This is a genomic window from Nostoc sp. DedQUE09 (assembly GCF_034530915.1).
In the GTDB taxonomy this organism is placed as follows: Bacteria; Cyanobacteriota; Cyanobacteriia; order Cyanobacteriales; family Nostocaceae; genus Nostoc.
The window spans coordinates 1-22854 of record NZ_JAVRCE010000038.1 but is presented as its reverse complement, the minus strand read 5'-3'; the positions used below and the strand labels follow the sequence as shown (position 1 = coordinate 22854).

At 41.3% G+C, this 22854-nt stretch carries 19 protein-coding genes; 12 read left to right on the top strand and 7 right to left on the bottom strand.

Translation table 11 applies throughout. The features are described 5' to 3' along the window. Nucleotides 1–173 precede the first annotated feature (173 nt). The 3 genes from RMY27_RS22070 to RMY27_RS22060 all read left to right on the top strand — a co-directional run bounded on the left by RMY27_RS22070 (nt 174) and on the right by RMY27_RS22060 (nt 6326). The gene (locus RMY27_RS22070; protein ID WP_322666796.1) at nt 174–5567 is read left to right on the top strand and encodes a Calx-beta domain-containing protein; all 5394 of its coding nucleotides are present in this window, start codon (nt 174–176) and stop codon (nt 5565–5567) included. Between the two features lie 6 nt (nt 5568–5573). After that, the gene (locus RMY27_RS22065) at nt 5574–5696 is read left to right on the top strand and encodes a hypothetical protein (protein WP_322666795.1); all 123 of its coding nucleotides are present in this window, start codon (nt 5574–5576) and stop codon (nt 5694–5696) included. 165 nt (nt 5697–5861) lie between these two features. Continuing rightward, nucleotides 5862–6326 (top strand): helix-turn-helix domain-containing protein, encoded by a 465-nt coding sequence (locus RMY27_RS22060; RefSeq protein ID WP_322666794.1) that lies wholly within the window; start codon nt 5862–5864, stop codon nt 6324–6326. A gap of 214 nt (nt 6327–6540) precedes the next feature. Here RMY27_RS22060 and gatA read toward each other — a convergent pair whose 3' ends face one another. After that, on the bottom strand, nt 6541–7998 hold the full coding sequence (gatA, locus tag RMY27_RS22055; protein ID WP_322666793.1) for an Asp-tRNA(Asn)/Glu-tRNA(Gln) amidotransferase subunit GatA: 1458 nt from the start codon (nt 7996–7998) through the stop codon (nt 6541–6543). Here gatA and RMY27_RS22050 point away from each other — a divergent pair. From RMY27_RS22050 to RMY27_RS22040, 3 genes are all read left to right on the top strand, one after another. Continuing rightward, nucleotides 7997–8122, top strand: a complete 126-nt coding sequence (locus RMY27_RS22050) for a hypothetical protein (protein WP_322666792.1) — start codon at nt 7997–7999, stop codon at nt 8120–8122. The two genes, gatA and RMY27_RS22050, sit on opposite strands and share 2 nt — an antisense overlap. A gap of 227 nt (nt 8123–8349) precedes the next feature. Then, nucleotides 8350–9702, top strand: coding sequence for an OB-fold nucleic acid binding domain-containing protein (locus tag RMY27_RS22045; protein WP_322666791.1), 1353 nt, complete (start codon nt 8350–8352; stop codon nt 9700–9702). A gap of 202 nt (nt 9703–9904) precedes the next feature. Further along, nucleotides 9905–10501, top strand: coding sequence for a hypothetical protein (locus RMY27_RS22040; protein ID WP_322666871.1), 597 nt, complete (start codon nt 9905–9907; stop codon nt 10499–10501). A 114-nt stretch (nt 10502–10615) separates the two neighbouring features. Here RMY27_RS22040 and RMY27_RS22035 read toward each other — a convergent pair whose 3' ends face one another. From RMY27_RS22035 to RMY27_RS22015, 5 genes are all read right to left on the bottom strand, one after another. Next, nucleotides 10616–11218, bottom strand: coding sequence for a heme-copper oxidase subunit III (locus RMY27_RS22035; RefSeq protein WP_322666790.1), 603 nt, complete (start codon nt 11216–11218; stop codon nt 10616–10618). Nucleotides 11219–11313: 95 nt separating this feature from the next. After that, nucleotides 11314–12975 (bottom strand): cytochrome c oxidase subunit I, encoded by a 1662-nt coding sequence (gene ctaD / locus RMY27_RS22030; protein WP_322666789.1) that lies wholly within the window; start codon nt 12973–12975, stop codon nt 11314–11316. A gap of 13 nt (nt 12976–12988) precedes the next feature. Beyond that, the gene (locus RMY27_RS22025) at nt 12989–13915 is read right to left on the bottom strand and encodes a cytochrome c oxidase subunit II (protein WP_322666869.1); all 927 of its coding nucleotides are present in this window, start codon (nt 13913–13915) and stop codon (nt 12989–12991) included. Nucleotides 13916–14023: 108 nt separating this feature from the next. Next, on the bottom strand, nt 14024–14641 hold the full coding sequence (locus tag RMY27_RS22020; protein WP_322666787.1) for a DUF2231 domain-containing protein: 618 nt from the start codon (nt 14639–14641) through the stop codon (nt 14024–14026). Continuing rightward, the gene (locus RMY27_RS22015) at nt 14638–15138 is read right to left on the bottom strand and encodes a DUF2231 domain-containing protein (protein WP_322666785.1); all 501 of its coding nucleotides are present in this window, start codon (nt 15136–15138) and stop codon (nt 14638–14640) included. Before RMY27_RS22015 ends, RMY27_RS22020 begins: the two co-directional genes overlap by 4 nt. On the opposite strand from RMY27_RS22015, the gene RMY27_RS22010 reads away from it, so the two are divergent. From RMY27_RS22010 to RMY27_RS21985, 6 genes are all read left to right on the top strand, one after another. After that, nucleotides 15120–15260 carry a hypothetical protein gene (locus RMY27_RS22010; protein ID WP_322666783.1) on the top strand — a complete coding sequence of 47 codons (141 nt, stop codon included), beginning with the start codon at nt 15120–15122 and terminating at the stop codon, nt 15258–15260. The genes RMY27_RS22015 and RMY27_RS22010 overlap by 19 nt on opposite strands. A gap of 671 nt (nt 15261–15931) precedes the next feature. Next, nucleotides 15932–16930 carry a metal ABC transporter substrate-binding protein gene (locus tag RMY27_RS22005; protein ID WP_322666781.1) on the top strand — a complete coding sequence of 333 codons (999 nt, stop codon included), beginning with the start codon at nt 15932–15934 and terminating at the stop codon, nt 16928–16930. A 150-nt stretch (nt 16931–17080) separates the two neighbouring features. Continuing rightward, nucleotides 17081–17860: a metal ABC transporter ATP-binding protein gene (locus RMY27_RS22000; RefSeq protein WP_322666779.1), complete on the top strand. Its 780-nt coding sequence runs from the start codon at nt 17081–17083 to the stop codon at nt 17858–17860. A gap of 45 nt (nt 17861–17905) precedes the next feature. Beyond that, the gene (locus tag RMY27_RS21995) at nt 17906–18769 is read left to right on the top strand and encodes a metal ABC transporter permease (protein WP_322666777.1); all 864 of its coding nucleotides are present in this window, start codon (nt 17906–17908) and stop codon (nt 18767–18769) included. Nucleotides 18770–18833: 64 nt separating this feature from the next. After that, nucleotides 18834–19406, top strand: a complete 573-nt coding sequence (locus tag RMY27_RS21990; RefSeq protein ID WP_322666775.1) for a chemotaxis protein CheB — start codon at nt 18834–18836, stop codon at nt 19404–19406. A 4-nt stretch (nt 19407–19410) separates the two neighbouring features. Beyond that, nucleotides 19411–21558 (top strand): response regulator, encoded by a 2148-nt coding sequence (locus tag RMY27_RS21985; RefSeq protein WP_322666774.1) that lies wholly within the window; start codon nt 19411–19413, stop codon nt 21556–21558. A gap of 108 nt (nt 21559–21666) precedes the next feature. On the opposite strand, the gene RMY27_RS21980 is transcribed toward RMY27_RS21985, so the two are convergent. Continuing rightward, the gene (locus RMY27_RS21980; protein WP_322666773.1) at nt 21667–22038 is read right to left on the bottom strand and encodes a DUF2237 domain-containing protein; all 372 of its coding nucleotides are present in this window, start codon (nt 22036–22038) and stop codon (nt 21667–21669) included. Nucleotides 22039–22854 lie beyond the last annotated feature (816 nt).

The following is a 22854-nucleotide window of genomic DNA, read 5'->3' as shown; positions in this document are numbered from 1 at the left end:
GTGCTTATACAACAACTAAAAATATTGCGGTTTTGTCTTATTAAATAATAGGTTTAATTACCGATTTCATTTTGGAATGAAAGCGAATGCAGAGCCATTCACTTTCTATTTTGTTATGCACGAAAAATATTACTAAGCCAAAGCTAATAAATTATATTTAAGGAATAATAATTATGATAGAAAAGCCAGACAATTCTCATCCTAAAACCAAAAACAAATCTAATATAAAATTAATAGATGCAAGCAAAAATATTGTTTTTATAGATCCAAAAGTTATAGATTACCAAAGCTTAATCGCTGGTATCATACTCGGCAGTGAAGTTGTTATTCTTGATGCCAATATAGACGGTTTAACACAAATTACCGAGTTTCTAGCAAAACGTGAATCCAATTCAGTTCAATCAATTCACATTGTTTCTCATGGAAGTCTGGGGAGTTTGCAACTAGGGTCAATCAACTTCAACCTTAGCAATCTGGATAGCTACAAAAATCAGTTACAAAAGTGGGTAAGTGCTTTAACTGATAAAGCTGACATCCTACTTTATGGCTGTGATGTAGCCAGTGGTGAAGGCACAAAATTTGTACAGCAGATTAGCCAAATTACTGGAGCAGATGTTGCCGCTTCCACTGACAAAACCGGAAGCGCAGCTTTAGGTGGCGACTGGAATTTAGAAGTGAAGACAGGGAAAATTGAGGCTTCTCTGGCATTTCAACCTGAAGTAATACAGGCTTATCAATCGATTTTGCCAGCTAGTTTTACTGGCACATACTCTCAAAACTTTAACTCATTAGCTCTTTCTGGAACACCACCTTGGGTTAATGATTCAACTATTTCGGGCTGGTATTCTACGAGAACAACTTACAGCCCTGGTACTGGCAGTAATAACACAGGTGGATTGTACAGTTTTGGTAGTGCTAATAACCCAGATCGGGCACTTGGTTCTGTAGCTTCTGGTACTACAGGAACTATTTATTATGGATTGCGCCTCCAAAACAACACAGGTTCAGCAATTACTAAGTTGCAAGTAAGTTACACAGGTGAACAATGGCGTAATAGTGGTAATACATCCCAGCAACAGTTGAAATTCAGTTATCAAACTGGGTCAACTATCACAAGTTTAACAACAGGAACATGGACGCCTGTCACCTCGCTAGATTTCACTGGACCAATTGCAACTACAACTGTGGGCGCTCTGAATGGCAATCAAATTGCCAATCGAGTTGTTATAACGCCTGTAATATTTAATCTAGCGACCCCAATCGCTAACGGTGAAGAGATTATATTGCGTTGGGAAGATATAGATGATGGAGGCAACGATCATGGTTTAGCCATTGACGATGTATCTATCAAAGTAGATAACACCACCTACATAGTAACTAACATCAATGACAGTGGTACTGGCTCGTTAAGGCAAGCTCTTATCAATGCCAATAACGATCCAGGGATTGAGACAATTATCTTTGATCAGACTGGGATATTCGGTGATGCTACCCCCGACACTATTACCCTCACTTCTGGGGAATTGAATATCACTGAAGGAGTGATCATTCAAGGAACTGGGGCGAATAAACTCACCATCAGTGGTAACAATACTTCCCGTATTTTTAATGCTAGTGCCTTCCTCTCAATTGATGGGTTGAAGATAACTGGGGGAAATGCAGGCAGTAGTAATGGTGGCGGCATCTACAGCACTAGTAGTGTCACAGTGAGCAATAGTAATCTTTCTGGCAACATAGCGGCCCTTGGAGGAGGCATCTACAGCACTATTAGTGTCACAGCTACTAATAGCACTATTTCTGGCAACACAGCGAACGCTAGCGGCGGCGGCATCTACAGCACTAGTAGTGTCACAGCTACCAATAGCACTATTTCTAGCAACACAGCGAACACTAATGGCGGTGGCATCTACAGCACCATTACCACACTTATTAATAGCACTGTTTCCAGTAACACCGTAAAAGTCAACGGCGGCGGTATCTATTCTGGCGGTGGCACAGTAAGTAATACCACTATATTTGGCAACACCGCTGATAGCGATAACAATAACGCAGGTAATGGTGGCGGTATTTATAGATCTGCTGGTACTTGGAGCATCAGCAACAGCATCATTGCTGGCAACATTGATTTAGGCAATCAAGGAGCCGATATCTCTGGTGCCAACTTCAATGGTAATGGTTACAACCTGATTGGCAAAATTACTGGTAAAATATCGGGGACTTTGGGTACGGGTACAGATATTATTAACCCCAACCCCGGACTCAAACCGTTAGGAGATTACGGTGGTTCGACGCAAACTCATGCTCTATACTTTAACAGTCCTGCCAGAAATGCTGGCGATCCCGCTTACAATGGTAGCTTAACTACCGACCAACGCGGCACAGATTTTAACCGGATTGAAAGCGGGAGAATTGACATTGGAGCATTTGAATATGTGCTTCCAAAAGTCAGCTTTGGTGCTGCTACGTACAATACAACAGAAGATAGTACCGCCACTACAGTAACTATTTCTGTTACCTTAAATGCCTCTCCTGAAACGGCTGTCACAGTTCCTATTGTTGTTAAAAACAGTAGCACCGCTACTAATGGCAACGATTACACTTTTTCCCCCACTACCATCTCCTTTAGTGCTGGCGCAACAGGTGCAAATTTAACACAGCTAATTACTTTTACTATTAATCCAGACGATTTACCTGAGAATGCAGAAACAGTTGTACTTAACTTCGGCACGCTAACAGGGGCTGATTTGGGGACAATAACTGAAACTACTCTAACTATTGCTGCTAATGATGCGATTCAATATGCAATTTCCACTCCCACCTCAACTTTAACTGAAGGTAATAGTGGTACTCAAGCTGTTAGCTTCACAGTTACTCGCAGTGGTGGTATTGGCGTGGCTAGTACCGTAGATTATGCTTTTAGCGGTGCGGCAACTTTTGGCAGTGATTATAACAATATTCAGGTTACGGGTGGAGGAACTACTGCATCTGGGACTTTAAACTTCGCTGTTGGGGAAACCATAAAGACAATTACAGCCAATGTTTTGGGTGACAACGTATTTGAACTCAATGAAGACATTACTATTATCCTGAGTAACCCCAGCCTCATAACTGGAGCGCCAAATTCCACAATTACTAACAGTTCGGCTACAGTAAATATCATCAATGATGATAGCCAACCAACTATTAGTATCTCGGATATCTCAGTTACTGAAGGCAACACAGGTACAACAACTAACGCTAACTTCACTATCAGTCTTTCTAATCCTAGTTCTCAACAGATTACTGTAAATTACAACACTAGTGATAGTACTGCTAATGCTGCTGACTCTGATTACAATTCTGCTTCTGGGACGATTACTTTCAATCCTGGCGAAACCAGTAAAACCCTTAGCATTGGTGTTGTAGGCGATAACAAATTTGAAACTGACGAGACATTTTCCGTCAATCTTTTGGGTGCGACAAATGCTGCGATTGCAGATAATTTAGCAGTTGCTACCATCATTAACGATGATAATCAACCAACTATCAGCATCTCGGATGTCTCAGTTTCTGAAGGCAATACAGGCACAACAACTAATGCCAACTTTATTGTCACTCTCTCCAATGCCAGTTATCAGCAGATTACTGTAAATTACAACACGAGTGATGGTACTGCTCAAGTTACCGATTCTGATTACAACTCGGCTTTAGGGACGATTACTTTCAATCCTGGTGAAACGAGCAAAGTTATTAGCATTGGTGTCATCGGTGATAACAAAGCTGAAACCAACGAGACATTTTCTGTTAATCTTTCGGCTGCGGCAAATGCGGCGATCGCAGATAGTTTAGGTGTTGGTAACATCATTGATGATGACAACCAACCAACTATCACTATCTCGGATGTCTCAATTATTGAAGGCGACACAGGTACAACAACGAATGCTAACTTTACGATCAGTCTCTCTAATCCTAGTTCTCAGCAGGTTACTGTAAATTACAACACGAGTGATGGCACTGCTCAAGTTGCTGACTCTGATTATAACTCTGCTTCCGGGACAATCACTTTCAATCCTGGCGAAACTAGTAAAACTCTTAGCATTGGTGTCATCGGTGATAACAAAGCTGAAACCAACGAGACATTTTCTGTCAATCTTTTGGGTGCAACAAATGCCGCGATCGCAGATAGTTTAGGAATTGCTACCATCATCAACGATGACAACCAACCAACTATTACTATCTCGGATATTTCGGTTATTGAAGGCAACATAGGTACAACAACTAATGCTAACTTCACTATCAGTCTTTCTAATCCTAGTTCTCAACAGATTACTGTAAATTACAACACGAGTGATGGTACTGCTCAAGTTGGTGACTCTGATTACAATTCGGCTTTAGGGACGATTACTTTCAATCCTGGTGAAACTAGTAAAACTCTTAGCATTGGTGTTTTAGGCGATAACAAATTTGAAACTGACGAGACATTTTCCGTTAATCTTTTGGGTGCGACAAATGCCGCGATCGCAGATAGTTTAGGAGTTGCTACCATCAGCAACGATGATAATCAACCAACTATCAGTATCTCGGATGTCTCAGTTTCTGAAGGTAACATAGGCACAACAACTAATGCTAACTTTACTATCACTCTTTCAAATCCTAGTTATCAGCAGGTTACTGTAAATTACAACACGAGTGATGGCACTGCTCAAGTTTCTGACTCTGATTACAACTCTGATTCAGGAACAATTATTTTCGCTCCTGGCGAAACTAGCAAAACTCTTAGTATTGGCGTCATCGGCGATAACCAAAGTGAAGCCAACGAGACATTTTCTGTGAATCTTTCAGGTGAGACAAATGCGACGATCGCAGATAGTTTAGGAATCGCTACCATCATTGATGATGACAACTTAACAACTGTCAGTATCTCGGATGTCTCAATTGCTGAAGGTAACACAGGCACAACAACTAATGCTAACTTTATCGTTACTCTCTCCGCAGCGAGTTTACAGCAGGTTACTGTAAATTACAACATGAGTGATGGTACTGCTAAAGTTTCTGACTCTGATTACAACCCTGCTTCCGGGACAATCGTTTTCAATCCTGGCGAAACCACCAAAACTCTTGCTATTGGTGTCATAGGTGATAACAAAGCTGAAACCAACGAAACATTTTCTGTCAATCTCTTCGGTGCTACAAACACCACAATTACTGATAGCTTGGGAGTGGCTACTATCATAAATGATGACCAACCCCCAGCCATCAGCATTGCAGATGTATTAGTCAAAGAAGGCACAATAGGAATGATAACTAATGCCAATTTTGTCGTCACTCTCTCGAATGAATTCTATCAACCGATAGCCGTAAATTATAGTACGAGTGATGGTACTGCCCAACAATCTGACTCGGATTACAATTTCGGGTTTGGGACAATTGTTTTCAACCCTGGCGAAACTAGCAAAGTTATTAGTATTGGCGTCAGAGGTGATAATAAAGTTGAACCCAATGAAAGATTTTTTGTCAATATATATGGTGCAGCAAATGCCATATTTAATAATCACCAAGCAGTTGGCACAATCAATAATGACGACTAATCGTTATTGAGCAGAACATTAGCGATCGCTGCAATTATCCCAGCCCAGAGTAGCCGTTGGCAAAATACTTATACTATAAGTTACAGCTTTTTGACTTTTTCGCCTTCCTATTTGCTATTTAAGTATTAATTGTAGCTTGTCACATACTTAGCTTTAGTTCGATTACCATTTTAAAATCCAGGATTAAGCCATTATCAAAAAAATTTATCCTAAAATCAAATATCCAGTAAATTTACGTATGCGGATTGAAGTCTTCTCAATGAATAGTAGAATTAGCCCATACAGGAGAAGACTGTGACGCTCTTAAATGAAGCTCAAGTAGAGCAACTAAAGGAAATAACCACACGCTTGCGACAAGTAAGACAAGAAAAATCTATCCGCATAGAAGAAATAGCCTCTCAGACAATGCTTCGAGTAGGCATTTTGCAAGCTTTAGAAGAAGATCGATTTGAAGAATTGCCTGAGCCGATTTTTCTGCAAGGATTCATTCGTCGTTATGGAGATGCTTTAGGGCTGGATGGAAATGCTTTATCGTACAGCCTTGTAACCAATGTTGTCTGTCAAGATTCTAAAAATGCTCACCACAATTTAGAAAACAAACAAAATACATACATACCTCTTGTTCTGACCTATATTTTATTATTGGTCGGTGCATCTGCTGGTCTTCTTCATATACTTAATCCACAACTTACAGCTGAATCCCTGACTCCAGAAGATAATAATCAACAGTCAATAGTCAGTAATCAGACTAACAAATGACCAAGAAGGCAAAGGAAGTGGAGAGACGTGATTAATCGCGTCTCTACCGAGTAAAGGAAAAGAATTAATAACCAATGACAAATGACAATTTTCAAGATATAGCCGTAGTCACACAGATTAGGACAGTGTTGATTGCTCAAAGTCTTGAAACAACTGGATTTTTACTCAGCACGGGCTAAACGCCCCGCTACCGCTAACAGCACTCAGCACTTAGCTATATTTGCGGTTTACGCAGATGCCAAGTAGTAGATTGCTCATAAGCATAAGCTATCTGAAATAATTGGTCTTCTCGCAGAACATTGCCAATTAGCTGTAATCCTATCGGTAGCCCCTGTTCGTCAAAACCACATGGCAAACTTAAACTGGGTAAACCAGCAAGATTCACAGGAATAGTCATCAAGTCAGTTAAATACATACTCAAGGGGTCAGTAGTTTTTTCCCCTGCTTTGAATGCTGTTGTGGGAGATGTGGGACAAACTAACACATCAACCGCGCCAAAAGCCTTTTCAAAGTCTTGCTTAATCAAAGTACGGACTTTTTGCGCTTTCAGGTAATAAGCGTCATAATAGCCAGCCGAAAGGGCGTAAGTGCCAATCATAATCCGGCGTTTAACTTCTGTACCAAAACCAGCGGCACGGGTACGAGTGTACATTGATAGCAGATTATCTGCATCAGGAGCGCGATATCCATATTTCACGCCATCGTAACGAGCCAGGTTTGCTGATGCTTCGGATGGGGCGATGATGTAGTAAGTGGGTAAGCCATAGCGAAATCGGGGACAGGAAATTATATGAATTTCCGCTCCTAAACTTTGTAGTTGATCTACTGCTTTAGTAACAGCTTGTTCCACTACAGGGTCTAAACCTTCACCAAAAGTTTCTTTAATGATACCAATTCTCAGCTGACCTCTGGGTTTGAAGTTTGGTTTTAAGCTAGCAGCATAGTTGGGAATGGCAACTTTTAGACTAGTAGAATCTTTGGGATCGTAACCTGCGATCGCACTTAATAATATTGCCGCATCTTCTACCGTGTTTCCAAATGGCCCAATTTGATCCAAAGACGAAGCGTAAGCTACTAAGCCATAACGAGAAACCAAACCATAAGTTGGTTTCATCCCCACAACACCGCAGAAAGACGCAGGTTGGCGAATCGAACCGCCAGTATCAGAACCGAGAGCAACTACACATTCTTGAGCCGCCACCGCCGCCGCCGAACCCCCTGAAGAACCACCTGGAACTCGTGACAAATCCCAAGGATTAGCCGTGACTTGATAGGCAGAGTTTTCTGTTGAACTACCCATTGCAAACTCATCCAAGTTGGTTTTGCCTACCATTACCGCCCCAGCATCTGCCAATTTTTGCGTCGCCGTTGATTCATAAGGCGGCACAAAATTTTCTAAAATCCGGGAGGCGCAGGTGGTAGGAATTCCCTTGGTACACATATTGTCCTTGATACCCACAGGAATGCCTGCTAGTAGCCCAATTTCCTCTCCCGCGGCAATTTTGGCATCCACAGCACCCGCCTGCTCTAATGCCCGGTCTGCCGTCACACATAAAAAGCTATGTAATTTCGGCTCTAACGCTTGAATGCGCTCTAAAGCTTCTTGGGTAATTTCGACGGCAGAACGTTCTTTTTTAACCAGCTGTTGGTGCAACTCGCGGATGGATGCCATGATTGCTCTCTTTATGACTCAAGTCATTGATTCTAGTACATATTGGTCAAAATTGGGTATTGGTTATTGGGCTTTGGGCATTGCTTATTCTCGTCTGCTCGCCATTCCCCATTCATCTGACTAAGCGGATTAATATGTATTGAAATGTGTTTAATAAGTTTTGAAAAACAGCAAATACATGGCTATCAACCGTCTATTGAATAGTTTGCCAAAGTTTTCATATATATTTGCTACTTTTGTGTAAGAGTATAGCAGTGTTTTCTAATGATATAATTTTGTATTATAAGCTTATTAATACTACAAACTTCATAATTTTATTCAATTCCACAAAAATTTTCGAGGTAAGGTAGGATGATAAAAATATCCACACGTAAATATTTAGGCAAACAAAATGTTTATGACATTGGGGTTGAGCGTGACCATAATTTTACGATAGAAAATGGCTTTCTAGCTTCCAATTGTTTCAATAAATCTCATTCAACAGCCTATGGTTATGTAACATATCAAACAGCATATTTAAAAGCTAATTACCCATTGGAATATATGGCGGCGCTGTTAACAGCTAACAGTGGTGATACCGATAAGGTACAGAGATACATTACTAACTGTACAAATATGGGGATATCCATAGATCCGCCAGATATAAATCGTTCTGGTGTTGATTTTACGCCAACGGCAGGCAAGATTCTGTTTGGATTTTCGGCAGTGCGTAACGTAGGACAAAATGCGATCGCTTGTATTTTGGAGGCGAGAAATGAGACAGGAGAATTTAAATCACTCGCTGATTTTTGCGATCGCGTGGATTTGCGTGCTGTTAACCGCCGAACTCTGGAGTCGTTGATTTACTGTGGAGCCTTTGACAAAATTGAATCCAACCGCCAACAGTTAATTAACGACTCAGAATTAGTGTATGATTGGGCACAATCTCGTGCTAAAGACAGAGCTAGTGGTCAAGGGAATCTATTTGATTTATTAGGCGACGGCTTTTCTTCGACTCAGAATAAAAGAGCAAATAATGCCTTTGAAACTGCTCCCAAATCTAAACCTGTGACAGATTTACCCCCGCAGAAAAAGTTGCAGATGGAGAAAGAATTACTAGGCTTTTATGTATCAGATCATCCCTTGAAATCCTTACGGCAAATAGCACCACTTTTGACACCAATTAACCTTTCACAACTGGGAGAACAAAGGGAAGATACAAGACTTTGTGCAGTTGTCATGTTAAATAACGTCAAAAAAGTGGTGACTAAAAAAGGCGATCAGATGGCAATCTTGCAAATAGAAGACCTAACTACACAATCAGAAGCTGTAGTTTTTCCGAAAACTTATGAACGCATTAGTTCTTTACTCCAAGTTGATACTAGATTGATTATTTGGGGAAAAGTAGACCGACGTGACGAGCAAACTCAATTTATTCTTGAAGATGCAGAGCCAGTGGAAACAGTACAAATGGTAATGGTGGAATTAAATCCCCAGCAAGCAGGTAATATGGAAGATTTACATCGCTTGAAAACGATTTTACAAGACCATTCAGTAGACAAAGAAAAGGCAAAAATGCCAGTGATTGGAATTATTCAAACTGAAACTTCTCGTAAACTTGTTCGCTTAGGTTGGCAATTTTGTGTACAAGATTCCAGAATTACCGTTCAAGCTTTGCAAAACGCCAGTTTTCCTGCTCATATAAAATCGCTGACTGGTAGCTGAGGCCAGGAGTCAAAAATCCACCAATACTGAAAAGCAACTTAAAAATTCCTTTGATTGAACTGTCAACAGTAAATTGCCTTAAGTATCCAGGATTTTAATCGTTTTTTTAGTTACTTATGCGGATGATAATTTCCTTGAGATAGTGGTATCTTTTGATGCTAAGACCCTTAAGGCTGCGACCGGGGGAAGGAGTTAGAACTTGATGATTGTCAACGAGCTACATAGATTTGTTTCATACTGTAAAAAAATTCAACCCCAAACTCACGAGGACATTCAAAAATTTTTTGAAGGAGTGATATTATTTCCTTATGATAAGGAACTTCTATTGCAAGCTTATTTATTTCTGAATATTAAAGAATTGTTTCCCTCGTGCGCTGAATTGCTGTTATTTGAAAAGTCTCCAATTTCAGATTATACAGATTTAGGAAAGTGTGATTTTGTCTTCCTAACCTTTAAAGGTAGTCTTTTTTTAATTGAAACTAAGTTTATTGATACAGAAGCAACTGGAGCAACAGAACGAAAAAGAAGAAATAAGCATAGAAACAAGGTATTTGAGCAAGTTATTACTTTAAAAGGCCGATTTAGCGAATATTGGAATATGAGGCTAGATCAATTAGAATGCGGAGTTTTCACAACAGATGCAGAAGTTGCTTGGCGAGGAAATGGTGTGAATGTCACATCTAAATCAATATCTATAGATAAGCTCGAACAATGGCGAAGAAATTATCATAGTAGTGAAAAATTTTTATCTCATCAAGATGGGTCAAAGTTTGAGGAGAGGGTTAATTTGAAAAGTTGAACTAAGACCCAAATATAGTTATTACAGTGAATGGTGTATGGGGCATAAAAGTAATTAACAATGCCACATACACCAACCCAGAGAAATTATCTGGGTTTTCCTTCCCATCAATCTTTACTGCCAAACATAGATAAGGACAAACAAAATAATCCAGATAACATCGACGAAGTGCCAAAACAATGAAGTTGCATTGACGCCGAAGTGACCTGTATCGTAATTGCCAGGTAGGAAAGAACGTACCAAAATTATCAACTGCAACAAAATACCAGTGAAAACGTGCAAACCGTGGAAGCCTGTAAGTAGATAGAAGGTTCCACCAAATACCCCGGAGGTGAAACCAAAGGCGAGGCCGTTCCATTCAATCGCTTGGCCAACTAAAAAGTAAGTTCCCATTGCCATTGTTGCCAAGAGAAATAGGCGAAATTTCACTAAGTCGTGGCGTTGAAGGGCACGTTCTGCTAAGTAAATTACAAAGCTACTAGCGACAAGAATTACTGTGTTGATTGCCGGTTCTTTTATTTCTAGTCCAGAAACACCAGCTGGTAGCCAGTTAGGGGTTGTTGTTTTGTAGATGGCATATCCAGCGAAAAAACTTAAGAAGATGACGCTTTCTGACAGGAGGAAAACGATGAAGCCAAACATTTTGTTGCCTTCTTCGTCGTGGCTGTGTTCTGCGCTTGGATGGTGCAATTCTTCGGAATTGATATAGCTGTCCATTTTGCTTTTTGAGGGATGAATTTGAAACGCAAAGTAACGCAAAGGGAAGCGCAGAGGTAAGCGGAGGATTTTTGCGTCTTCCCGATAGTTTGCGTTTATTCTGGCAGGTTGGCTGTTAGGGGTTCTGATTTGCCGTACCCGTAAGGTTCGGAGATGATGATGGGAGTTTCTTCAAAGTTTTCTACTGGGGGTGGTGAAGAAACTAACCACTCTAGTCCGATTGCTCGCCAAGGGTTGGCGGGTGCTTTCTCGCCTTGCATCCAAGAAATCACCATGTTGAATATGAAGGGCAAGGTGGACATTCCTAAGAGAAATCCGCCGAGGCTAGCGATGACATTCCAGAATTGATACTCTGGGGCGTAGGAAGCAACTCGGCGTAACATCCCTTGCAATCCTAAGGGGTGCATGGGTAAAAAGTTGAGGTTGGTGCCGATAAATGCTAACCAGAAGTGGATTTTACCCCAGCTTTCGGAGTACATCCGCCCGGTCATTTTGGGGAACCAGTGATAGATAGCAGCAAATAAGCCCATCGTCACGGTGCCGTAGAGGACGTAGTGGAAGTGCCCGACTACAAAGTAGGTATTGTTAACGTGGACATCAACCGGCACTGAAGAAAGCATGATGCCTGTGATGCCGGCGAAGACAAACATGATTAATCCACCCAAGGCAAACAGCATGGGTGTATTTAGCCGCAGTTTACCGCCCCAAATAGTTGCTACCCAGGCAAATACTTTAATTCCCGTGGGTACAGACACGCACATTGTCGTCAGCATGAAAAGCAACCGCATCCAGCCTGATGTACCACTGACGTACATGTGATGTACCCAAACAATGCCGCTTACTCCTGCAATCAAGATGGATGAAATAGCGACTACTTTGTAACCAAATAGAGGTTTACGTGAATAAACTGGGAAGATTTCTGAGAAAATCGCAAAGACAGGCAGAATGATCACGTAAACGGCGGGGTGGGAGTAGAACCAGAAGTAATGCTGGAACATGACTGGATTCCCGCCCTTGCTGGGGTCAAAAAAGCTCGTGCCAACTGTGAGGTCGAGTAGCAGCATTACCGCACCTGCTGTGAGCGCAGGTAGTCCGAATAGTTGGATAATCTGGGCGCTAAATACTCCCCAGACAAACAAGGGCATCCGAAAGAAGCCCATTCCTGGGGCCCGCATCTTCACGATTGTGGTAACAAAGTTTACTGCCCCCATAATTGAGGATACGCCGGATATTGCCACCGCTAAGAGCCAGAGAACTTGACCATTAATCAAGTTACCTGTGGGATTCTGAAGACTAACTGGCGGGTAAGACCACCAACCGGCTTGGGCTGGGCCACCAGGGACAAAGAAGCTAGCCATCATGATAATTCCGACTACTGGCACCATCCAAAAGGCGACGGCGTTCAGGCGGGGAAATGCCATATCTCGCGCCCCAATCATCAGGGGTACTAAATAGTTGGCAAAACCAACCAGTGAGGGAAATGTCCACAAAAACAGCATTATAGTGCCGTGCATAGTGAACATACCGTTGTAGACGGTGCGATCTACTAAATCTGATTCGGGTGTCATCAGTTCTCCCCGCATCACCATCGCAAAGATACCGCCGACGAGAAAGAAGAAAAATGAGGTAACGAGATACTGGATACCAATTACCTTGTGGTCGGTACTAAAGCTGAAGTATTCTTTCCAGTTACTTGAAGATTCGTGGTTAGGCTTCTCATCAGGGAGAAGAATACCTTCAATAGGAACATTAGTCATGGTTACTTTCCTTTCAACCAGGTGAATTGACTAGAGGAGGTGCAGCAGGTGGAACTGTAACCCAACCTGTTTGGACTGATTGATTAGATGTTTGAGCATACTCAGAAGCTGCCTGATTTTTTGCTACGGTTGGCTTTTGGGTTGCAGCTTGTGCTAGCCATTGCTGATAATCTTCAGGAGATTCGACGACTACATTCGCCTGCATCGTCGCAAAGTATGTACCGCTATATTGAGAATCGGTCAATCGGTATTGTCCGGGGCGGATGGGAGTAAATTCAAAGTCGATCGCATGGTTGGGAATAATATCCTGCTTGAGGCGAAATGCAGGTATATAAAAGCCGTGGAGAACGTCTTGTGATTTCAGTGCTAAACGTATCCGGCGATCGCTCGGTAAATGCAATTCAGTACTGGTAATATCTTTTTCTGGGTAATGAAAAACCCACGCCCATTGTTTAGCTAGTACGTCGATTTTTTCTACAGGTTCTGCTAAAGCGTTAGCTGGTGCATTATTTGGTTCTGCATGAGCCGATTGCATTGCTAACGGATTATGCAAATGAACTAATTCCGATGGCCCTTGAATCCCCATTTGTTCGTAAACTTGGTAGCTGTAACCCGCAATCCAAAACACCAAAAGAATTGGGATTGCTGTCCAGACAACTTCTAAAGTGACATTGCCATGAATCGGGGGGCCGTCAGTGAAGTCATCTTTGATGGCCCGATGGAAGATCACAGAATACATCAGAGTACTTGTTACTCCCAAGAAGATGAAGGCACCCAGGGTTACTAAGAAGCTAATCAAATCATCAATTAGTAGGGATTCGGCTGCTGCTTGGGGGGGAAGCCAGGAGTAAGCCTGTTTGCCGATCCAGAGACTCGTAACAGTCACTGCGATCGCGCCTGTAAGCAGCGTCAAAATATTTAAAATCTTCTGGATTTTCATGGTCAAGAGTCATTGGTCATTGGTCATTGGTCATTGGTCATTGGTCATTGGTCATTAGTCATTGGTTAGTTACTTTAAACAAATGACAAAGGACAATTGACAAATGACTTATTTGAGCGTTGTGTTGAGGTCTTGGTGCGATCGCAGCAAATTATCTGCTGTATTGTGTACGCCAAATTCGGCGGCTAGTTGCGCTCCTAGTGTGCCGTGGATGTACATAACGAACATGATTGCAATGCCTGCGAACAGATAGATCCATTGCACTTCTCTATCTGTCTGTTTATATTCTTGTTTGCCCCAAACGAAGCGCTGCCATGCTCTCCAGATGGTCATGCCAACAATCAGCGCTAATAAGAACACACCACCCACACCATGCCAAAGCATAGTTTCCATTGCCTGCAATCCCCAGGCACTCTTCAGATCCGCTGGTGGTGTTGCCAACAGCATTTCGTAAAAACCTGCTCCCACTGTGAAAAATGTGATGATGCTGGCAGCTAACATGTTGTACCAGCCAACAGCAAATAAGTTGTCACGTTCGACAGTAATTGCCAAAAATTTGAAGACCCATTTTTCAAAGGGGAACAGAACACCAGCAATATCGAAGGTCATCGCAATGATGAACAAACCTATTGTCAGATGGACTAAGTTGGGATGAATGGGAATTGCGTAAGGTAATCCGTTTGCGCCTAGAGAGTCGGTTAATTGGTTAATCAATTCTGAGTTCATCGCAACACACCATCCTTTACTGCTTCCACAACTGGTACGGTATGCAATCCATACACCCAAACAAGTTCATCTCCGAGATATACTTGTAAGCCAACTATTAAGGTTAAAATTAGTCCGGCTCCCAAATAATAAATCGGTACTTTTTTAGGATTGCGGGCACGAATTACATAGCGCCAAGCTGTAATCGCCGTGATAATTCCTGAAAGCGACCAACCAATTAGCGTATGCAAATTCAGCACCGATTTCGCTAAACTGTAAGGCTGTGCTAAACCCGCTTCAAACTGACCAAAAATAATCGCGACGAAGATGGCGATCGTGGCAACTAACATATTCCACCAACTCACCTCAAAAAGACCGGATTTACCAGTAAAATAGCCAATTACATCGCAGAAAAAGGAAAACAACACCATCGCAATTACGAAGTGGACAACGATGGGATGAATCGTATCTGGATAGGGCAAATTGTGGTCGTTCAAAGATGTCAAATACTCAAGCATCGTCTTCTCCTGGACATATCTACCGCACTTTGGTCAATAAATTTTGGATTTTGGATTGGCGATCGCGCAGTCTTAGCGAGCATCTTTTAGATTTATTCCGTCCCAGACGAGATATAAACTAGAAGACTCTAATCAAAAATCTAAAATCGCTAGTCAAGCTTCAATAATTTATGGATACTCACTAACATCACCACAAGTATCCATCCATAATTGATCGGATTCTGTTCAATATCTGCGCGGTTCAATACGCTTAATCATGTCTTAGCTTTTTGTAGCCAAATTTGGTTAAATTGCCTACATGGAATAATTTTTGTTTTGATTCATTTCCTTATGCCAATAGTCTGCAACAGCAATTCTTGATGTAGCTAAATCAAATCGCTGTCGTTTGTTGATTTGCTTAACCTATCCTTTAGCTTAAGTAAATTTTTATGAATTGTCAAAACAATAAATATTAAACTTTTAAAAGTTATTTGTTTAACAAAAAAGTATTTTCATAATGTATTTAGTTTTGCAATTTATCAAATATAAAAAAGTTGAAATATCATATTTGTCTGTAAAGTATTTCACAATAATAAAATATTTGTTTGTGATGTAAATAACAAAAATATTTGATTCACTCAATAAGCCCTTTAAAAAAACAAAAGTAAGGAATCAAGGTTAAATCAAAACTCAGAAATACAGTTTATTGCAATAAGTTCGCTTTTTGGCTCTGATATTATTTTCATAATTATTTCATTTTTATCTTACTTCTGCTAAAGTGAGACAAAAGTGAGAAGATTATGAAATTGCTATAATGAGATTTAATATCAATAACTTTCAGATGCAACTACCGCAGCACGGACAAAAATTGGCTGTAGCGTCTGGGCTGCTATTGTGGCTATGTTTGAGTGGGTGTAGCCCGTCAATCTCCAATTCTCAACCACAGTTAAGTCCAAACCCAGGCACAACTAACACCAACCTAGATAAAAAAGGTAAAAAAGTAGTTCTTACCACCTTTACAGTCATTGCAGATATGGCGCAAAACGTGGCAGGAGATAAGGCGATTGTTGAATCTTTGACCAAACCAGGGGCAGAAATTCATGGTTACGAACCAACTCCTAGTGATTTGGTGAGGGCGCAAAAAGCAGACCTAATTTTGAATAATGGTCTGAATTTAGAGCGTTGGGCACAGAAATTGTATAACAGTGTCCCTAATGTCCCTCACGTTACCTTAAGTGAGGGAATTAAGCCTGTTGAAATTGTGGAGGATACTTACAAAGGGAAACCTAATCCCCATGCTTGGATGTCACCAGAAAATGCCTTAATTTACGTAGAGAATATTCGTAAAGCATTGGTTAATTTGGACTCAGCGAATGCAGAGACTTATAACACCAATGCCAAAGCATACAGCCAAAAGATTAAGGAAGTTGATGAGAAACTGCGAAAAGCCGTGTCGGTAGTTCCAGCAGACAAGCGCTACATGGTAAGCTGTGAAGGCGCTTTCTCATACGTCACCCGCGATTATGGTTTGAAAGAAGCTTATCTTTGGGCAGTCAACTCTGAACAACAAGCTACTCCCAAACAGCTAGAAAAAGTCATTGATATAGTTAAAAAAAATAAAATACCTGTAGTTTTCTGTGAAAGTACAGTAAACGATGGAGCGCAACGTCAGGTAGCTAGAGAATCAGGAGCAAGGTTTGGTGGAGTATTTTATGTTGATTCCCTGTCTCCAGCAAACGGGCCAGCACCAACTTATCTCAAGTTGCTAGAAGGTAATATTAATACTCTAACTCAGGGATTAGAGGAAAAATGAGCAAGTATGCAAGAATAAATCTAACTATTGAAAATAAGCTTGTAGTAACGAATTTAGTCCTATTTTGTTCTCTGGAAAACGTTACGTCTTTGGAAAGATGACTAGAGCCGCTCACTACAAACTATTAATTAATTTTAGAGGTGATTTTTTGTGAAATCCATTAGTATTGATGTCGAAAATTTGACAGTTTCTTATCACGGGAAAGTTGCTTTACATGGTGCTTCTTTGCAAATTCAAACAGGTTCAATCAGTGGCTTGGTGGGGATGAATGGTAGTGGTAAATCAACCCTATTTAAGGCAATTATGGGTTTTTTGAAACCAGTTACAGGACGGGTTTTGATTAATGGATTACCGATAAGAAGTGTACAGAAAAAAAGCTTGGTTGCTTATGTACCACAGTCAGAAGAAGTGGACTGGAATTTTCCAGTAAGTGTCCATGATGTGGTGATGATGGGACGCTACGGATACATGAATATACTGCGAATTCCATCGGCGAACGATCAAAGAGTGGTGAGGGAGAGTTTGGAAAGGGTTCAAATGTGGTCGATGCGCGATCGCCAAATTGGAGAACTCTCTGGAGGACAGAAAAAACGTGCTTTTCTCGCCCGTGCTTTAGCACAACAGGGAACAGTTTTACTATTAGATGAACCTTTCACTGGGGTAGATATCAAAACAGAAAAAGCAATGATTGACTTATTACTAGAATTGCGAGAGGAAGGTCATACAATTTTGATTTCTACCCATGACTTAGCATCTATCACTACTTTCTGCGACCAAGTAGTACTCATTAATCGTACTATTCTAGCTTATGGTGATACATCCGAAGTTTTCACAGAAGAGAATCTCTCACGAACTTTTGGCGGTTCTCTTGGAGATTTGTCTCTCAACAAAAGTCAGCTAATCCGTGGAAATCAAAGTGAATCTGATTGATTGAGAATTTTTAGTTGATATTGCTTGGATTAAAGTTATAAAAATATGAATACTCTCGCATTCTTAGACTGGTTCACTACACCACTACAGCATGAATTCATGGTGAAGGCAATTTGTGTAAGTGCCTTAGTTGGGGTGGTTTGTTCTGTTTTATCTTGTTTTATGACCCTCAAAGGTTGGGCATTAATGGGAGATGCTGTTTCCCATGCGGTAATGCCTGGGGTTGTAATTGCTTATGTTTTAAATATCCCTTTTGCTGTGGGTGCTTTTGTTTTTGGAGTAGGTTCAGTTATTGCGATCGGTTATATCAAAGCGAAGACAAGAATTAAGGAAGATACGGTCATCGGGCTTGTATTTACAGGATTTTTCGCTCTAGGTTTGGTACTAGTTTCCAAAACTCCCAGTAGCGTAGACTTGACGCACATTTTGTTTGGGAATGTCTTGGGTATTTCTAATGAAGACATTATCCAAACGGTGATTATTAGCGTAATTACTTTAGTAACAATAGCTATTTTACGCAAAGACCTACTATTATTTTGTTTTGACCCCACTCATGCACGTTCCATCGGCTTGAACACAGGAGCGCTGCACTATATTTTACTATCATTACTATCGCTAACTGCTGTCGCCGGACTCCAGACAGTGGGAATTATTTTAGTTGTAGCGATGTTAGTTACTCCAGGAGCAACGGCTTATTTATTAACAGACCGTTTCGACCACATGATACTAATTGCAATGGCATCGGGCGTATTTTCAAGTGTTATGGGGACTTACATCAGCTATCATATCGATGGTGCAACTGGGGGTTGTATAGTGGTGTTACAAACCTTGTTGTTTATCATAGCAATGATTTTTGCACCTAAACATGGGTTACTGGTAAGAGCAAAGAAGCAGGAAAATACTGACTGATTCAGTATGAAATACCCTTTGCTATTTACATAACCCCCATTCCACAGGTGTGAGGGCGAAACAAGTGTCGTTTAAAATTGTTGTAATTGGTACTTCTTTAGGCGGATTATCAGCATTGAAAATTGTCCTGGGTAATTTACCAGCAGACTTCCCTGTACCGATCGCGATCGTGCAACACCGTCACAAAGAATCTAATAAGACACTCCAGGAGTTATTACAAGAATCCACCTTGTTGAAAATTCGCGAAGTGGAAGATAAGGACGAAATACTAACGGGATATATTTACATAGCCCCAGCAGATTATCACTTACTGGTTGAACCAGGTCACTTTGCTCTCTCGACTGACGAACCTGTTTCTTATGCTAGACCATCTATTGATGTGCTGTTTGAGTCGGCAGCCGATGTCTACACAGAAGAAGTTATTGGTGTAATATTGACAGGAGCAAACCAAGATGGTATGCAAGGTCTTAAGAAAATAAAAGCGCGGGGAGGAATTACCATTGTACAAGAACCTGCCACAGCAGAGAGCGACATTATGCCAGAGGCAGCAATTTCTGCTATTACAGTAGACTGGATTTTGACACTCTCAAACATTGCTTCCCAGATGGTCAAGCTTTGTCAATCATCACAGAAATAAACCGATGCAGATGGAATCGAAAGTAAACATCCTCCTAGTGGATGATAAACTAGAAAATTTGCTGGCACTAGAGGCAATCCTAGAAAAATTAGGGGAGAATCTCGTGAGAGCTACTTCTGGGGAAGAAGCTTTGAGGTGTCTGCTGCATCAAGACTTTGCGGTGATTTTGCTGGATGTGCAAATGCCGGGGATGGATGGCTTTGAAACTGCTACCTTAATTCGCAATCGGGGGCGATCGCGTCACACTCCAATTATCTTTCTTACCGCCTTTAGCACCAGCGACCAAATGCTGTTTAAAGGTTATGCCTTGGGTGCTGTTGATTATCTGCTCAAACCATTAGACCCTAATATCTTGACTTCTAAAGTCACAGTATTCGTAGAACTATTTAAGAAAACAGAAGCCATCAAGCAACAAACAGCGCAATTGGTAGCTGTGAATACTGAACTCAGGCAAAGTGAAGAACGATTCCGATCGCTAAGTACCTGCTCACCCGTTGGCATTTTTGAAACTGATACCGAAGGTGACTGTAAATATACTAATCCCCGATATCAGATAATTTGTGGCTTGAAAGCCGCAGAGAGTTTAGAGAAGAGATGGCTGGAATCTGTTCATCCAGAAGACAGAGAACGAGCGATCGCTAGTTGGTCTGCTTACATTTGCGAAGGTCGGGAATACTCAGAAGAATTTCGTTTTCAAGCTGCTCACGGTAACATTCGTTGGGTTCAAGTTCGCTCATCACCGATGCTTTCCAGTCAAGGAGACTTGTTAGGTTATGTAGGCACTCTTGAAGATATTACCGAACGCAAGCAAGCAGAAGAAGTCCGCGCTCAAGTAATCCGAGAACAAACGGCAAGACAGGAAGCAGAAGCTGCAAATCGGATGAAAGATGAGTTTCTAGCTGTTCTCTCCCATGAACTCCGCACACCTCTAACCTCAATGCTTGGCTGGTCAAAAATCCTCCGCGCCAAGAAACTTGACGAAAAAGCCACTTCCCGCGCTTTGGAGGCGATCGAACGCAACGCCATATCTCAGATGCAACTAATTGAGGATATCTTGGACGTATCTCGAATTATCCGTGGTCAGTTGCGGTTAAACGTATCGGCAGTGAATTTGCTCACAGTGATGGAGGCGGCATTAGATGCAGTTCGTCCCCTAGCAGAACCAAAAGATATTCAATTAAATACTGTGCTGGATACTTCGATAGGGTCAGTTTATGGCGATCCAGCCCGTTTACAACAAATTGTCTGGAACCTACTAACTAATGCAATAAAGTTTACCCCTAAAGGCGGTAGGGTAGAGGTTAGGCTATCAAAGCATGTTGGATTTTCGATTTCAGACTTCAGCGTGAGCGCTCAGTCGAACGGTTTTGGATTGGGAGTTGATGGTAAAAATTTAGCCTCTTCAAACATTGATGAAAGCAGTAATCTACAATCCCAAATTCAAAATTTAAAATCTCAGTACGCCCAAATTGAAGTTATCGATACGGGCGTTGGTATCAGTTCCGAGTTTTTACCCAAAGTATTTGAGCGTTTTCGCCAAGCAGACAGCACCACAACGCGATCGCACAATGGACTAGGACTAGGATTAGCGATCGTCCGTCATTTAGTCGAACTGCACAAGGGTACAATCTTTGCCCAAAGTTCAGGCACTGGGCAAGGAGCAACCTTTACTGTAAGACTACCACTTCTACAAGACAATAGGGGGAATAGAGAAGCAACAGGAAAAAATTCCTCTCCTATAGCATCTACGCCCCTTGCTGGATTAAGAGTGTTAGTTGTAGATGATGAAGCAGATACCCGTAACTTTCTCAGTTTTATGTTTGAGGAGTATGGGGCTTTTGCCACTGCCGTAGCTTCAGTTGATGAAGTGCTAGCGGTACTTGAACAAGCAAAACCAGATATCCTAATTAGCGACATCGGCATGTCAGGGCAAGATGGTTATACACTTATTCGGAAACTCCGCTCTTTAGAACCAGAAAAAGGCGGACGTATCCCCGCGATCGCTTTAACAGCATACACGCGAGAGGAAGACCGCTTAGAAGCACTTTCAGCAGGGTTTCAGCAGCATTTATCTAAGCCAATTGACCCTAATAAATTGATTTCTGCGGTTATCAATGTATTAGAACTGCCTGTTGAAGTTCCAGTGAGTTGATTTGGACTGGGAGTGGGAGCAGGAGAGCAGGGGAGCAGGGGAGGAGAGTTTTCCCCTTTGCCCCCCGCACCCTGCCCCTCTGCCTCTTTACCCATGCCCAATGCCCAATCAAGACGAACTTAGAGCATGTTTTTTGAGTTCGTCTAGAGAAACTACTTCCAAAGCTCTAGCATGGGTTGCTGAAAGTATGACGGGTGGAGCGACGCCCGCTTCTAGAGCTTCTTGCCAGCGAGAAGCACACAAACACCAGCGATCGCCAGGCTTCAATCCAGGAAAATTAAAATCAGGAACAGGTGTGCTGAGGTCGTTTCCTTGTGATTTGGTAAACTCCAGGAATTCTGATGTCACTTGGGCACATACGACATGCGAACCGAAATCTTGACCACCTGTACGACAAAAACCGTCGCGGTAAAACCCAGTCACGGGAGAAGTACAGCAAACCTCTAGGTTTCCATCGATTACATTTTTAGCGTCTGTCATCGTTAATTCGTTGTACTTGATTTTTCCACTTGATATAAGCTTATATTTATTGTCAATTCCCTGGTTAAATTAAAATCGCGATCGCTAATTAATTCCCAAAAGCAGGGAATGCTAAAATTATTTATCTCAAAATCGTTAAAAATAAATTTTTCAGCAAAATATTTAAGAGCGATCGCTCTCAGTTAAAATAAAAACCCCTGGCAAACTACCAGGGGTAATGCAAGTCAGTACTTTCGCATGGAATGTATCCTACTTAAATACCATAGCAACCTTGTAATTTAGAGATATGCCATTTTGCCAAACAAAAAAAGCCCTCAGTGGTAAGCTGAGGGTTAATTTTTTAGAATAGCGGTAATATACAAAGCTATTATTCCCAGATAAGTAAGTAAATAATACTTGTAGCCCTTTTTAATTCGTGTAATACAGGAGCCAGTCTTTACAAATCGAAGTGGCTTCCAACCATCAGAATTTATTGTTCCCTCTTCTACGAAAGCCTGCGCGAACAGAGGGTTACTCCGGTTGAGCAATAGTAGACATAAATTAGACACAGATTTTAAAGAGCCATATAACCAAGTATGTAATGTCATACAAAAGATAACTTTGGCGTATTCTTGCCTCGTTGTTTGGTTTTAAATAAGCAAACCTGATAACTCGTATCAGATTTACTGTAGTAATAAAACTTGATTAAAAATTGTAAAGCAGTGTAAAGTACATTCACAGGCAAAAACTTTACCGCCTGATTCATAAATAACTAACCGCACTTATAAAACAATGACAACAACCTTACAACAGCGCCAAAGCGCCAATGTATGGGAT